Origin of the sequence: uncultured Thalassospira sp., from assembly GCF_963976115.1 — a bacterium.
Classification (GTDB): Bacteria; Pseudomonadota; Alphaproteobacteria; order Rhodospirillales; family Thalassospiraceae; genus Thalassospira.
This window is the reverse complement of sequence record NZ_CAXBJJ010000004.1, coordinates 346,850-361,579: the sequence shown is the minus strand read 5'-3', so window position 1 is coordinate 361,579 and position 14,730 is coordinate 346,850. Positions and strand designations below refer to the sequence as shown.

Here is a 14,730-nt window from a genome sequence, read left to right as displayed (position 1 = left end):
CAGGCAGGGGCTGGCTCCCGGGTGATGGCGGGTGACGGCAGATAAATTGTGAAGGGCGAAATTATGGGATCGCAAGGCAAGGTTCAATGAAATACGCATTTGATATTGGTGGCACGAAAATAGAGTTTGGTGTTTTTGATGATCACGGCACCATTTTGCACCGGCACAAGGTTGCCACCCCGCTTGAAGATCGCGACAGTTTTATCAACGCAATCCGGGATCTGGTTCTAAAGGCTGATCAGACGTTTGCCGGGGATGGCATTGCTTCCCTGCCCCCGGTCGGCATCAGTTTTGCCGGGGGGCTGGACCCGGAAAGCGGGGCGGTGATTTCGGCCAATGTGCCGCCGATCAAGGGCTGGCCGATCGGGGCGGGGTTAAGTGCTGTTTTGCACCGCCCGGTTCGGGTCGAAAACGACGCCGATTGTTTTGCCCTGGCCGAAGCCCGACAAGGGGCGGGGGAAAATCACCGCACAGTGTTTGCCATTATTCTGGGCACCGGGGTGGGCGGTGGCATTGTTGTCGATGGCCATTTTATTGGCGGACGCAGCGGCATTCGCGGCGAGTGGGGGCATGGCAACGATATTTCCGGGCCCCTGATGCGCCATGGCATAAAGGCGCGCCAGTGTGGCTGTGGCGGGGCGTCCTGCCTTGATCCGTGGGGGGCGGCACGCGGGCTTGAACGCCTTCATACCGCCTTGCATGACCGCGATCTTTCCAGCCAGGATATTACCCGCGCCTGGCGGGCAGGCAACAGCGACGCCCTTAAAACCATTGATGTTTTTGTCGATCTGGTTGCCGGGCAATTGCGCCTGATGGTGAATGTGCTGGACCCCGATATTATCCCGGTGGGGGGCGGCCTTGCTGCTGAACAGGGATTAATCGCCCGCCTTGATGCGGCCGTGCGCGCCAGCGTTTTGGGCCGCTATGACCATGCCCTGGTGGTGCCGGGGCATTTTTTTGCCGATGGCGGCCTGCGGGGCGCTGCCTTGTTACATGATCTTTGATTTGCCGTGTCTGACCCGAAAGGAGGCCGCCTGTGACCCGTATCAGCCATATGACATTGGAAATATGCGTTGAAAGTTTTGAAGATGCGAAAATCGCCGCCGACCATGGCGCGGATCGCATTGAATATTGTTCGGCTCTGGCGGTGGGCGGCTTAACGCCCACACCGGGTGCGCTGGCGCGCATTGCCGATATTGCGGTGCCGTGTTTTGTCATGATCCGGCCACGACCGGGCAATTTTGTCTATTGTACCAGCGAAATTGAAACCATGACCCGCGAAATCGCTCTGGCCCGCGATGCCGGGGCCCAGGGCGTTGTTTTTGGTGCCAGCCGCGAAGATGGCAGCCTTGATACCGATGCCCTGCATTTGTTGTGTGACGCGGCAGCAGGGATGGCAAAAACGCTGCATCGCGCCTTTGATGTTACCCCCGATGCATTTGTGGCGTTGGAAACAGCAGTGGATCTGGGCTTTGACCGCATTCTGACATCGGGCCAGCAAAACACCGCCGAGGAAGGCTGCGCGCTGATTGCCGATTTGATTGCGCGTGCCGCTGGCCGGATTATCATTTTACCGGGCAGCGGTGTTAGTGCCGCCAATGCCCGCACCCTGCGCGCCAAAACCGGTGCCGCGCAATTACATGCCTCATGCAAACATAAGGCAAAACCGGGCGAGGAAGGCCGCGTTGCCACCGATGCCAGGGCCGTGCGCGCCCTGCGCCGGGCGATGGATCATTAAACAGGCAGAATCTGTTCGTGCTTTGACATCGACCCTTTGTGTTTCAGGAACCGTGGCCCGTTTCGGCAATGCAGCGCAGATACAAAGATGAGATATTTTGGACGAACCGTTGACAAACAGATGCGCATGCCCGAGATAAGTATAGTTTTTATGATATTGGTATAGTATTAGGGGTTGAAATGGGGTCACGCGGATTGCGAAAATTAATACTGCCTTCTGTTCTTGTGATGAGTTCACTGGCGGTTTCGTCTCAGGCGTTTGCGCAGGAAAGCAAGCCCGCCATTGCCGGTGTGAATGGCAAAATGGACATTCAGGGCGGTTCTGTCGGGCGGGAAAGTGCGGCGGCGATTGGTGGCACGGTCAGCATTCCTGTGGCGCATTCCTTTGGCGTGCAGCTTGACACAGCACTTAGCAAAACCCCGTCTGCCCATAGCGGCGGCGTTGCCGGGCATTTCTTTACCCGTGACCCGGACGCCTATTTTGCCGGTCTTGCCAGCATGTGGATCCGCATTGATGGCCGCGATCTGTGGCGCAATGGTGCGGAAACCGAACTTTATCTCAATGATTATACCGTTTCCTCCTCGCTGGGGGTTCAGAACGGGTTCTCGCGGTCCACGGGCTATGGCAGCCTGGAACTGGGCTATTACCTGAATGACGACCTGTTTTTAACTGGCGGGGCATCAGGTTATAGCGATTACCGTGCCATGTATGTTGGTGCGGAATGGCGGCCGATGGATGACAGTTCCCTGTCGCTGTTTGGCGATGTGGGGGCGGGCAATGAAAACGGTGGTTTTGCCACGGTTGGCCTGCGCTTCAGCTTTGGCGCCAAAAACAGCACCCTTAAAAAACAACACCGCGAATATGACCCGCCCAATATCGTCACCGGCTTTACCTCTGGTCCGATGGGCGGCGGACAGGTGGTGAACGAGATTGTTAATAAACTTGAAAAAGCGCCCGCGCCTGCGCCCGCTCCTGTCCAGGCACCTGTTTGATATTCCGGATTCTGTGTTGCTTTCCCTGTTTTAAAAATCCGGATGGATAAAACCCGCAGGTAAGGTTTACATCACACGCAACACCAACAGCCCATGCCTTTGCAAAGGCATGGGCTGTTGGTGTTGTGGCGCATTGGTGATGTGGCTTTAACGGCTTTCAGTCTGCGGTGCTGATGGCGGGGCCGGGGATATAGGTGCGTTTAAGCGGCAACAGCATCTGATAGCGCGGCTCAAAGCGGTCATAATGGTTAAAGATCATATCCACCAGAGCGGACCCGTCGATCAGGCGCAGGTTTGGCTTTGCGCGCTCAAAGGTTCTTGCCTCGCTGGAATAGGCCCCGAGGGTGACAAACAGGCCGTGTTCACCGTGCTCGATTGCGCCGTGCAGTTCTTGCACCTTGGGCCGCCCCACGGTTTCAAGGGTTTGTTTGCATTGCACCTTGATGATCGGCGGCTCGAACCCCAACTCGTCCTTATGGGCGATAATGTCAATGCCGCCGTCGCCGGAGCGCGAGGTTACACGGGCATAAAACCCCATGCGGGTCAGCAAATGGGCAACAAATTTCTCGAACTCGTAGGGGCTCAGTTTTGATTTCAGGCGTTTGATGATGAAATCCTCGGTCGATTCCTCCACCTGGCTTGAAACTTCCTCGACGCTTTCATCGTCAACATCATCCGCGCCGGTGGCTTCGCCCGCAAGGGCGGCCAAAAATTCGTCTGCGTTATTGGTGATGGTAAACAGGGTAATGGCCGAACCAATCTCGTGCAGGGCAGATTGCGAAAATTCGGATCGCGACACATGTTTGAGCCATTGCACATAACGCCGGTGCGGAAAATCAGCTGAGACATCGGGCCGATAGTCATAGCCACTGGCGACTTTGCCAATATGGATCATGCGGTCGGTTTTGGATGGATACGCCACCAGATCGCCGACCTGCATATCATTGGCAAAACGAAAAAGAACCCCGGCCTGCACCGGAACGGCCCCGGTTTTTGCCGTTTTATCTTCCTGACGGAACTTTTCCTTAAAGGCCTCGCGCGTGCCGGGCAGTTTTGCCAGATCCCCCATATTGGGCCAGCCAATGGTGATATAGGCTTTATCAACAGGTGCCGTGCCGTGTTCGCTGGCCATATGGATGCCCCAGAGTGTCTGGCTCATGGTGATCTTCATCCCCCGTGTTTTTCGATGTATCGGCTGATTTATTCATAAAGGCGGCGCTGGGATTCCAAAAATGCCGCGCGAATGCGGGCAATGCCCCCCAAAGCCTCTGCCCCGTCGGAAATACTGTAATATTTGGCCTTTAACAGGGTCGGCAGCTTGTCGTTATCAAGCTCCTGTTCGCCGTCGCGCACATATTGCGCCAGGACAAAATCCAGAAACGCCTGCAACTTTTCGTCATGGTCGCTTAAAATCGTGGCCTTGTGGCTTTCCACCCGTTCGTGGCGCGATAGTGGGGCCTTGGTATAGGCAACATAGGACAGCACATCAAACAGGTCGCTGTTTTCGGCATCAATCAGTTTTTTGATTTCGGCCAGCTCTGCCGGGCCAAAGCCGCGCTCGGTCAGCCCGTTTAACAGGGCGGCACGGGTATCGGGCTGGCTCCATAATGTGCGCAGTTGGTCTTCGTCGTGGAACAGCTCGGGAAAGGTGCCAAACAGGCTTTCGATAAACTGTGTTGGCGACATCACCTTGCCATCGGGGCCATAAAACAGGGTACCCGCAATATGCTGGATCTTGCGTTCCTTGCCATCGGCCAAACGAATGCGGATTTTGCTGCTTGGTTGCGGGGGCGGTTCGGGCAACGGCCCTTCGCCGCCGCCCACCGTTCCGCCGGGATTTTCGGGGTTTTCAGGCCCGTCTGGTCCATCTGTTCCCTCTGGTCCTTCCGGTTCGTCCGGTTCCGGTGTCGGGCCGCCTTCGCCGTCACCTTCGTCTTCGGGCGGCAGCGGAATGGGTTCGGGCGGGTCCATTGGTTCGCCGTCCCAGTCCGGGTCGTTAAAATGTTCATAAGCCTTCACGAAATCGTAAATCGTGAAATAGTTTTTATCTTCATAAAGCCGCGTGCCCCGGCCAATGATCTGTTTGAACTCGATCATGGATTTGATCGGGCGCATCAAAACGATATTGCGCACATTGCGCGCATCCACCCCGGTCGAAAGCTTTTTCGAGGTGGTCAGAATGGTGGGAATATCCTCGTCATTCATCTGGAATGTTTCCAGATATTGCTCGCCCCGTTCGCCATCATTGGCGGTCACGCGCACGCAATAATCGGGGTGGGTGCTGTGTTTCATGCGGTTGACCAGGTTGCGCACCGCCAGCGCGTGGTCCTGATTGGCGCAAAACACAATGGTTTTTTGCCGCTGGTCAATGGCGTGCATAAACACCTTAACGCGGTAGGCTTCGCGCGCCTCGATCTCGATGATGCGGTTAAAATCCCCCTCGCGGTAGCGATGGTTTTCCTTCAGGTTTTCACCCCCTTCAATCACATCATCGTCGGGGGTATAAACATATTCATCCAGCGTGGTGGTAATTTGCCGCACACGAAACGGGGTTAAATAGCCATCATTAATGCCCTCAACCAGGCTGTAGGTGTAAACCGGGTCGCCAAAATAGGCATAGGTATCGGCATTGACGGTGCGTTTGGGCGTTGCGGTTAAGCCCAGTTGCACGGCAGGGGCAAAATATTCCAGAATTTGCCGCCATGTGCTTTCGTCATTGGCCCCGCCCCGGTGGCATTCGTCGATAATGATCAAATCAAAAAAGTCCGGCGGGTAATCGCCATAATTGGGGGCGGGATTGCCCGCCTCATCCGTGCCACTCATAAAGGTTTGGAAAATGGTAAAAAACACGCTGCCATTTTTGGGCACCCGGCCATTTTTTTGAATGGCGTTGGGCGAAATCCGCACCAGGGCATCGTCGGCAAAGGCGGAAAAATCGTTAAAGGCCTGATTGGCCAAAATATTGCGGTCCGCCAAAAACAGAATGCGCGGGCGGCGCACCGGCGTGCGCGACAGGTTCCAGCGGCTGTGAAACAGTTTCCAGGCAATTTGAAAGGCAATGCAGGTTTTGCCCGTCCCCGTTGCCAGGGTCAGCAAAATGCGCTCGCGCCCCTCGGCAATGGCGTCCAGCGTGCGGCTGATCGCCAGTTCCTGATAATAGCGCGCCTGCCACGATCCGCTTTTATCCTCGAACGGAATGGCACCAAACCGGCTGTGCCATTCGTTGGTGGTGGCAAAGCACATATCCCATAACTGATCGGGGGTGGGATAGGCCTCAATATAGGTTTCCGCCCCGGTTTCCCGGTCTATCTGGTAAATGCGCCGCCCGTTGGTGGCATAGGCAAAACGCACCTGCAATTTCGCGCCATAAGCCTTGGCCTGGGCCAGCCCTTCGGTATCGGGCAGGTCGCGGCGCTTGGCCTCGATCACGGCCAGCATCCTGCCACGATAAAACAGCACATAATCGGCAATATCGCGGCGTGATCGCTGCCCGCCCGCCATCAGGCGGCCAATGCTGATCTGAAATTCCCGCCCCACGCGGCTATGTTCCACCTGCCCCCAGCCTGCTGCTTTCAGGGCCGGGTCAATCAGTTCCGCGCGGGTTTCGGCTTCATTCATGCGGCAACCTCGTTTTGTGTCAGTTCACCCCGAAAGGCTTTGGCAAGGATCGATTGTTTGAGTTCATGCAGGGCGGTGAGTTTTTGTTGGTAGAGGGTTTCGAGGCGCTCAGTATCTTTGTCTATCCGCTCAATGTTATTTAATAAAGTGTGTTGGTGTGCAAGCTTAGGCCAGCGCGTTCTTATTGGGTGGACCGCGTTTCTATTCAGGGCAGGGTTTGCGGCTCCACTGTCAAGTCCCGAAACATCTAATGATCTAAAGAAGTAATATATTATTTTGGGGATATTTCCTTTAAAATCTTTAACCCATAGAGTGGTGTCATGGGGCCAATAAGGACCTTCAACAAAGTGTACGGTACCTAAAGACCCTTTTCTTCCTATTACTACTCCGGGGCCGTTTACCATTGCTGTATCATGGTAGCTCTTAATGCCACCACTCGATACAACTGGAATGGTCCCAGGGCGTTGTTGTTTTTTTGTGATGTCAAACCCACGCTGAAGGACTAATTGATCACCAATGATTGTTTCTTCAGATGTTTCATTTAGATCATTAAAAACTCGACTGAGATATCCCTCAAATAATTCACGGGCAGCGGCGAGGTTGGCCTGGGTGTTGGCAATGGCCGCGTCGATCCCCTCAAACGCTTCGTCCAGAATGGCGACAATGCGTTTTTGTTCGGAGAGAGGGGGGAGGGGAATTTCTATGGCAGCCAAAGCGGATTTGGACAATTCTTTGAAAGTCGTGCCAGTTCCAAGGTTATCTAGTAATTTTACATTTGCTTTGAGGAAATAAAACAAGAACTTTGTATCGAGTTTGGGGTGAGGACACAGGCCGCGGCACCCTTGGTTAAAGGCCATTGGTACTTTATTTATGACTAGGTGTCCGATTGGGGCACGCGTTGATAATATCACTGAATTTTCAGGAACAAGTTTTGCGGAAGATTTTTGTAATCCTTGTTCGCTAATGGTTCTGGATGTTTTTGTGACTTCTACGGAATTTGTCGAGCCCATGTCTTTAGGGGTTATCCAGGGAACAGAGCCGTTCCAATAGTTGGCTACTCCGCTCTTTGGAGTACCGCCATTGATGATTGTTGTTACCTCGTTTAAAGCTAGTTTTCCCCACATCACAATATCCCCCGAATAGTGGCGAGAATGTCCGCACTCTCCGCATCGAGTGCCGCGATTTCGGCCAGTATTTCTTCGGGATCGCGCAAGGGGGCGTCGTCGGTTTTGGTGGGGTTTTTGACCGAGAGGTCACAGCTTTCCGGGGCAAGGTCGCTGATATTCACGCTCCAGGATTTGGCACTGTCGGCCTTGGCTTCCTGAAGGGTGACAAATTCGGCAAAATCATCGTCTTTAAGGGCCGTGGTTTTACCCAGGCTGCGGCCCGGGTCGAGGTGATAATACCAGATTTTTTGCGTTGGCGTGCCCCGGGTGAAAAACAGCACCACGGTTTTAACCCCGGCCCCCTGAAAGGTGCCTGCCGGGCAATCCAGCACCGTATGCAAATCACATTTTTCCAGCAGTTCCTTGCGCAGGGATTTTGCCGCATTGTCGGAGTTGCTGAGAAAGGTGTTTTTAATCACAATCGCCGCGCGCCCGCCGGGTTTCAGCGAGCGGATGAAATGTTGCAGGAACAAAAAGGCGGTTTCGCCGGTTTTAATCGGGAAGTTCTGCTGGATTTCCGGGCGTTCCTTGCCGCCAAAGGGCGGATTGGCGAGGATGACCTCGTAACGGTCCTTGTTTTGAATATCGCTGATTTTTTCGGTCAGGGTATTGGTATGAATGATGTTGGGCGCATCAATGCCATGCAGGATCATATTCATGATGGCAATCACATAGGCCAGCGACTTTTTTTCTTTGCCGACAAAGGTATGGCGTTGCAGGGTATTCAGGTCGCTGGTGCTAAGATTATCTGTGCGTAAATAATCGTGGGCTTCGCACAAAAAGCCTGCGGAGCCTGCCGCCCCGTCATAAATGCGTTCGCCAATTTTGGGGGCTACCACGCGGATCATGGCGCGGATCAGCGGGCGCGGGGTGTAATATTCGCCACCATTGCGCCCGGCATTGCCCATGCGCTGGATTTTTTCTTCATACAGCGCGGACATTTCGTGTTTTTCGCGCTGGGAGCGGAATTGCAGTTCATCGACCAGTTCCAGCGCGTCGCGCAGGCTATAGCCGCTGCGAAAACGGTTTCTGATCTCGCCAAAAATCTCGCCGATTTTATATTCGATGGTATCGGGGCTGTCGGCGCGCTGTTTGAACCCGGCCAGATAGGGGAACAGCTTTTTATCGACAAATTCAATCAAATCATCGCCGGTCAGGGCATGGTTATGGTCAAACGCGCCATTTTCATCCTTGGGGGCGGCCCATGTGTTCCAGCGATATTTGCGATCAATTAAAAAGCTGTAATGCCGCCCTTCCAGTTCGGCAATTTGCTGGCGGTCGCGTTCATGGTCGTCAAGATATTTTAAAAACAGCATCCAGGATGATTGCTCGGTATAGTCCAGTTCGGTGGTGCAGCCTGCTTCTTTCCACAGGACATCATCAAGGCGTTTAAAGGTTTGTTCAAACATGAAGGCGACAGTCTTTTTATGGTTTGTTGATTGGATGCTGCAAGGCGCGTTGACGGGTGCCAACAGGCCCGATGTGATAGTGCCAAACCCGGCATGGTGTTGCCAGCATAATACAGCCTGTAGGGGCATATGGCGGTGAAAACGCCGTTTTTATCGCCGGAGTGTGGTTGGGGCAAAGGCGGGGCGCGCCGTATTTCGGGCAAAAGAAAACCCCTTCAAGGGCGAACCTCAAAGGGGTTTGTCTTGGCTGGGGCGGTAGGATTCGAACCTACGGTACACGATACCAAAAACCGATGCCTTACCACTTGGCCACGCCCCATCAGCGTGTGTGGCGCGGAAAATAGCGCCCTATTTCGCCAAGTGCAACCCTCTATTTTGATCCTTTTTTGTCACAGCAACATTTTTTTGTTTTTTGTGCGCTTTCAGGCAGTTGCGCGCAGCGGATTATGGTTGCAAGACGGGGCTGCCGGCAAATTTGCAAGATTGCACCCACCAGTCGGGGTTGGCCTCGGCAATGGCGGCGGCGGCCGTATCGGCCAGGTCGGCATCGGGATAGAGGCCAAAGCAGGTGGCCCCGCTGCCCGACATGCGGGCTAGCAAGCAGCCATCGGCGCGGGCCAGGGCATCAAGCACATCGCAAATTTCGGGCAGCAGGGTGATGGCGGGCAGGGTTAAATCATTGCGGCAATCGCGCAGGGCATCGGCAAGGGAGGTAACATCGCCAAAGCCACTGGTGGTGGGCCACAGGTTGGCTTCGGTAAAGTCGCCGTCGCGGGCATTGAAGATGGCCGGGGTTGATACGGCCTTGCCCGGGTTGGCCAGCACCAGCGAAAAACCGGGCAGCGGGGCCAGCGGGGTAAGCTGTTCGCCAATGCCCTGCATTAATACCGTGCCGCCGGTTAGGCAGACCGGCACATCCGCACCTAGCATCAGGGCGATGTCGGCAAGGTCGGTGGCGGGCACATCAAGCCGCCATAATTTGCATAAAACCCGCAAGGCCGCCGCCGCATCGGCAGAACCCCCGCCAATGCCCGATGCCACGGGCAGGTTTTTTTCCAAAATCAGTTCGGCACCCCGGGTGACGTGGTATTTTTCCTGCAACAGGGTGGCGGCCCGCATTACAAGGTTGTCCCGGGGGGGGCCCTCATCAAGGGCATCGGCCATGGGCCCGGTGATTGCCAGTGTTAATATGGCGTCATCGCGCAGGCGCGCGCGCAGGGTGTCGCCGATATCGGCAAAACACACCAGGCTATCAAGGGTATGATAGCCATCCTCGCGCTTGCCCGTCACATGCAGGAAAAGGTTAATCTTGGCCTGTGCCGGTTCGATCAACTGGGTTTCCATGACCCCTGCCCATTTTTACGGGTTAATTAGTGGGTAGCAACCGTGCCGGTGGCCGGTTTTTTACCGTTCAGCTTTTCCATCACGTCTTTGCGCAATGCCGGTTTGGGCTCAAACGACAGCGCCCGTCGCCATTGAAATTCGGCCTCGTGGTGGCGGCCGATCTGGTAATAGGCATCGCCGAGATGATCGTTCACCGTCGGATCATCGGGGATCAGCGATACCGCATGTTCAAGTTCCTTAACCGCAGCGTCGTAATGGCCCAGCTTGTAATAAACCCAGCCCAGACTATCGACGATAAAACCGTCATCGGGTTTGAGTTCGACGGCGCGTTTGAGCATGGCCTGCGCCTTGTCGAAATTCATGCCCATATCGACCCAGCTATAACCAAGATAATTCATGATATAGGGCTGGTCGGGTTCCATTTCGAGGGCAAGAAGGAAGTCCTTTTCGGCCTTGGGCCACTGGCCATCCTGTTCATAGGCGATGCCGCGCCGATACAGCAACCGCCAGCCGACATTTTGCGCGCCGCCCAAACGGTCAATCGCGTCGCTATAGGCCTGGGCCGAGGGGCCGAATTTTTTGGTCGTGCGTAAAACATCACCTAACTGGATCAGCGCATCGGCGCGATCGCTGCGTTCATTGACCATTTTGCGCAAAATGGCGATGGCGTCGTCGTTTTTGTCAATTTCGGTCAGGCTGGAGGCCTCGCGCAGGCGGGCATTCCAGCTGTGCGGAGAATTTTCGGGGATGGACTGATAAATCGCAATCGCTGCGGGCCAGCGTTTTTGAATTTCCATAACTTCGCCGACCAGCAATTTGGTCACGGCATCGCCGGGGCGCAAGGATAACGAATAACGCGCCATTAACAGGGCCGGTTCAACAGCGTTTTCCTGACTGAGCAGGGTCGCGATATCAAGATATCCCTCGGCCAGCCCCGATGCCGGGGTCAGGGCAGTGCTGATCGGCGGTTCGCCCTTTTTCAGCCGTTCAAGATGATAGGGCATGGCAAGGGATTGCGGATGGCGATCAATATAGCTTTGATACAGCAGTTCGGCCTTTTGGGTTTGGCCCTTGCGTTCGTAAATTGCACCCAGTGCCTCGGCGGCGCGCAGGGGCGCATCGGCGGGGTCGCCATAGGCGCTGGCAAGGGCGCGTTCGGCCCCGTTCAGATCGCCGAAATAATCCAGGATCAACCCGCGATGATATTCTGACAGCGGGGCCAGCGTGCCATTGCCCTGCAAATGATCAAGGGCAGCCAGCGCATCGGCCTTGCGGTCCAGGGCGGTAAACAGCCATGCGCGCGCCAGCGGGCGGATCAGCGAATTCAAGCCGCGATCAGGCAGGGTGTTTACCGTTTTAAGGGCGGCTTCGTAATCTTTGTTGCGAATATCGGCATCCGCCACGGCCAGCACGGCAAACAGGTCCTGTGGATGGTCAAGCAACAGTTGCCGGGCGATGGTTTGGGTATCGGAAATGCGGCCATCGGAAATCAGGGCCAAAAAGGCCCGGCGGCGCAGATCGTCGTTTTTGGGGTCCAGTTGCTGGGCGCGCAGCAAATATTGCGCGGCCTGCGATGTGGCATTGTTGCTTTGCGCAACTTTACCCGCCAGATAATTGCCAGCGAAACCGTCGCTTTGCGGATAATCGAAGGGCTGGTTAAGGGTATTTTGACCGACTGTGCCACAGGCAGAAAGGGCAAGGGCCGTTACCGGGACCAGAAGATGTAACAGATTGCGCTTCAAGAATTTTCCCTGCGTTTCGTTTTTGGTCGCGGTGTAAAACCGTATTGGTCAAACGGCATGTGCAATCCGTTCGAGAGCATTTCGATACCCTACCTATTCGGCCAATATAAGGCAAAGCATTTGCCCGGTTCGGGCGTGCCATTTCATCACATCACCGCGATCATGCTGTGCCACAGGCCCGACAGGGGGCGATGGCGGGCGACAACAGGGCGCGAGTTGGGTGATACGCGGGCTTGGCAATTTAGCAATACAGGGCCGGTTGGCTGGGCACGTTGAGTTGCGGTTTTATAATATCGGCAGCGGTTTTGACAAAAGATGATTTTTGCCCGCTTGGCGCGACATGTTCAAGAATAGCCAGCGCATGGTCAAGGCCAAGGGCGCGGGCAATCACCCAGCCAGCCAGATATTGCGATGAAAGGCAGCCGCCAGCGGTGACAATATTTCCCTGCGCGATCAGTGGTTTATCTTCGATCAGGCAGCCGGTGGCGGCCAAAAGCGGGCGGGTTTTGGCATCGGTGGCAGCCGTGGCGGGCAAAAAGCCCAGCCTATGTAAAAACAAGGCCCCCGAACATTGCGCGCCGATCAACTGACGGGCGGGGTCCAGCGCGAACTGAGCGATCAGGTCGGCGTTATCAATATGGTCGCGGGTATGTGTGCCGCTGCCAAACAGCACAACATCGGCCTCGTTGGCAAATGACAGCTTTTGCCGGGCTTTGATTTCAACACCATTCATCGATGTGACAGATTTTTCCGGTGCGGTAATCTGCACCGACCAGCCATCAACCTTGACCCGGCTCAGAATGGACAGGGCGACAAAGCTGTCGATTTCGTTAAATCCATCCAGTGTCACAATCGCAATTTTCATCACACATTCCGCCAGACTAATTAAAAAGGGCGGCTATTGAACGCGCAGATGGCGACCTAGACAAGAAAAATACGCAAAATCACGCCACAAGGGACTGTTTGACCAGCGACACCCAATAGCTGACCCCATAGGGGATGGCGGCATCGTTGAAATCATAGGCGGCATTATGCAAAAGGCAGTTGCCATCGGTCGGCCCGTTGCCCAGCCAGACATAACTGCCCGGTTTGACATTGAGCATAAAGGCGAAATCCTCGCTGGCCATCGACGGTTCGGGGCTGGCGTCGATATGATCGGTGCCAACCACCCGTGCGGCGGCATCAAAGGCGATGGCGGTTTCGGCTTCGCTGTTGATGGTGGCGGGATAACGGCGCTGATACATGACCCGGGCGCTGCAATCAAAGGCGCGTGCGGTGGCATCGGCCACGGTTTTTAACCGTTCTTCGATCATATCTTGCACCGCTGCGGCAAAGGTGCGAACTGTGCCGCGAATGGTGGCCGTATCGGGGATGACATTCCAGGTGTCGCCCGCAAATATCTGGGTTGGTGAAATCACCGCACTTTGCAGCGGGTTGACATTGCGCGCCGGAATGGTTTGCAGGGCCAAAAGCACCTGGCCCGCCGCCGTGATCGGGTCGCGGCCGAGATGCGGCATGGCGGCATGGCAGCCCCGGCCATCAATATTGATTTCAAAAACATCGTAGCTTGCCATCATCGGGCCTGCCTGCATTGCCATTGTGCCGACATCGCGACCGGGCCAGTTGTGCATCCCATAGATGGCATCGACCGGGTGGCTGTCAAACAGGCCTTCTTCCACCATTTCCCGTCCGCCGCCTTCATTTTCTTCGGCAGGCTGGAAAATGAAATCGACCGTGCCGGTAAAATCGGGGTTTTCGGCCAGGATTTTGGCGGCACCTAACAACATGGTCATATGGCCGTCATGGCCACAGGCGTGCATTTTGCCCGGATGTTTCGAGGCATAGGGCAGATTGGTGGTTTCGTGAATGTCCAGCGCATCCATATCCGCCCGCAGGCCAATGCGTTTGCCAGCCCCGCCTGTGCCCTGCAGGGTGGCAACAACGCCGGTTCTGGCAATGCCGGTTTTCACATCCAGCCCGAAGGATTTAAGCTTTTGCGCGACAAAGGCGCTGGTTTGTTTTTCGTCAAAGGCGGTTTCAGGGTGTGCATGCAAATGATGGCGCCAGGCGGTGAATTCATCAGCAAGGTCGGTGGCACGCGGATGAAGGGCGGGTTTGGAAACTGTCATCTGCTTACTCTTTGCGGGATTAAACGGGGATGCGGCAATACGGATGGTTAAACGGGGGCATGATCGCCCCCGTTCATAAAGTTTGCAAGCAGCGATGCCCGATCAGACGCCTTGCAGGCGCAAGATCAGTTCGGCCACCAGAACCGAACCGGCATAGGTGCCCAGAAACACAAAGCAGGCCACCAGGACCAGTTTCCAGCCGGAATGTTTGGCAACTTCAATTTCCTTTTTGGCAATTGCAAAACCGGCATAGGCCAGCGCGGGTGTGGCAAGGGCCAGAAAATTGACCGATTTGGCCTGTGCGACAACCCATTCCGACCCCGGAGTCCAGGGCAGGGTTGCGACAATACCGACCAGCGAAATCCAGGCGACACTGGGCAGGTAGAAAGGCGCAAAGCGGGTGAGTGCGAGGCCGACCAGCGTGATCAGATAAATCACCACCATGCCCATAAAGCCATCCGCCAGCGGAATTTTCGGCCCCACCGTATTCATTACCAGCCCGACAAGGCAGACAATGATCAGGGTTACGGCATGATCAACCAGATTGATTTTCGAGCGGGTCGACTTGGTTGCAACGGCACTCTCGGACATG

Annotated in this window: 12 protein-coding genes and 1 tRNA gene; 3 read left to right on the top strand and 10 right to left on the bottom strand. The window is 55.3% G+C overall.

Translation table 11 applies throughout. The features are described from left to right. Positions 1 to 86 precede the first annotated feature (86 nt). The 3 genes from AAC086_RS06870 to AAC086_RS06860 all read left to right on the top strand — a co-directional run bounded on the left by AAC086_RS06870 (position 87) and on the right by AAC086_RS06860 (position 2,730). A complete protein-coding gene (locus tag AAC086_RS06870; RefSeq protein ID WP_339776900.1) occupies positions 87 to 1,004 on the top strand; it encodes an ROK family protein in 918 nt (305 codons plus the stop codon). Between the two features lie 32 nt (positions 1,005 to 1,036). Then, positions 1,037 to 1,738, top strand: a complete 702-nt coding sequence (locus AAC086_RS06865) for a copper homeostasis protein CutC (protein WP_339776897.1) — start codon at positions 1,037 to 1,039, stop codon at positions 1,736 to 1,738. Positions 1,739 to 1,917: 179 nt separating this feature from the next. Further along, positions 1,918 to 2,730 (top strand): hypothetical protein, encoded by an 813-nt coding sequence (locus AAC086_RS06860; protein WP_339776894.1) that lies wholly within the window; start codon positions 1,918 to 1,920, stop codon positions 2,728 to 2,730. A 157-nt stretch (positions 2,731 to 2,887) separates the two neighbouring features. Here the strand turns inward: AAC086_RS06860 and AAC086_RS06855 are convergent, their stop codons facing one another. From AAC086_RS06855 to AAC086_RS06810, 10 genes are all read right to left on the bottom strand, one after another. Then, positions 2,888 to 3,889, bottom strand: a complete 1,002-nt coding sequence (locus AAC086_RS06855) for a restriction endonuclease (protein WP_339776891.1) — start codon at positions 3,887 to 3,889, stop codon at positions 2,888 to 2,890. 41 nt (positions 3,890 to 3,930) lie between these two features. After that, entirely contained in the window at positions 3,931 to 6,348 is a 2,418-nt protein-coding gene (locus AAC086_RS06850) for a DEAD/DEAH box helicase family protein (protein ID WP_339776889.1), read from the bottom strand. Next, a complete protein-coding gene (locus AAC086_RS06845; RefSeq protein ID WP_339776886.1) occupies positions 6,345 to 7,472 on the bottom strand; it encodes a restriction endonuclease subunit S in 1,128 nt (375 codons plus the stop codon). The genes AAC086_RS06850 and AAC086_RS06845 overlap by 4 nt, the downstream gene beginning before the upstream one ends. Further along, the gene (locus tag AAC086_RS06840; protein ID WP_339776883.1) at positions 7,472 to 8,923 is read right to left on the bottom strand and encodes a class I SAM-dependent DNA methyltransferase; all 1,452 of its coding nucleotides are present in this window, start codon (positions 8,921 to 8,923) and stop codon (positions 7,472 to 7,474) included. Before AAC086_RS06840 ends, AAC086_RS06845 begins: the two co-directional genes overlap by 1 nt. A 244-nt stretch (positions 8,924 to 9,167) precedes the next feature. After that, positions 9,168 to 9,242 (bottom strand) — tRNA-Gln (locus AAC086_RS06835). Between the two features lie 125 nt (positions 9,243 to 9,367). Next, complete coding sequence (locus AAC086_RS06830) at positions 9,368 to 10,267, bottom strand: 4-(cytidine 5'-diphospho)-2-C-methyl-D-erythritol kinase (RefSeq protein WP_339776880.1); 900 nt, start codon at positions 10,265 to 10,267, stop codon at positions 9,368 to 9,370. A gap of 26 nt (positions 10,268 to 10,293) precedes the next feature. After that, positions 10,294 to 12,009, bottom strand: coding sequence for a tetratricopeptide repeat protein (locus tag AAC086_RS06825; protein ID WP_339776879.1), 1,716 nt, complete (start codon positions 12,007 to 12,009; stop codon positions 10,294 to 10,296). Positions 12,010 to 12,250: 241 nt separating this feature from the next. Beyond that, entirely contained in the window at positions 12,251 to 12,874 is a 624-nt protein-coding gene (locus AAC086_RS06820; protein ID WP_339776876.1) for a DJ-1/PfpI family protein, read from the bottom strand. A gap of 79 nt (positions 12,875 to 12,953) precedes the next feature. After that, positions 12,954 to 14,138, bottom strand: a complete 1,185-nt coding sequence (locus AAC086_RS06815) for a M20 aminoacylase family protein (RefSeq protein WP_339776873.1) — start codon at positions 14,136 to 14,138, stop codon at positions 12,954 to 12,956. 102 nt (positions 14,139 to 14,240) lie between these two features. After that, positions 14,241 to 14,729 carry a hypothetical protein gene (locus tag AAC086_RS06810; protein WP_339776871.1) on the bottom strand — a complete coding sequence of 163 codons (489 nt, stop codon included), beginning with the start codon at positions 14,727 to 14,729 and terminating at the stop codon, positions 14,241 to 14,243. Between the last annotated feature and the right edge of the window lies 1 nt (position 14,730).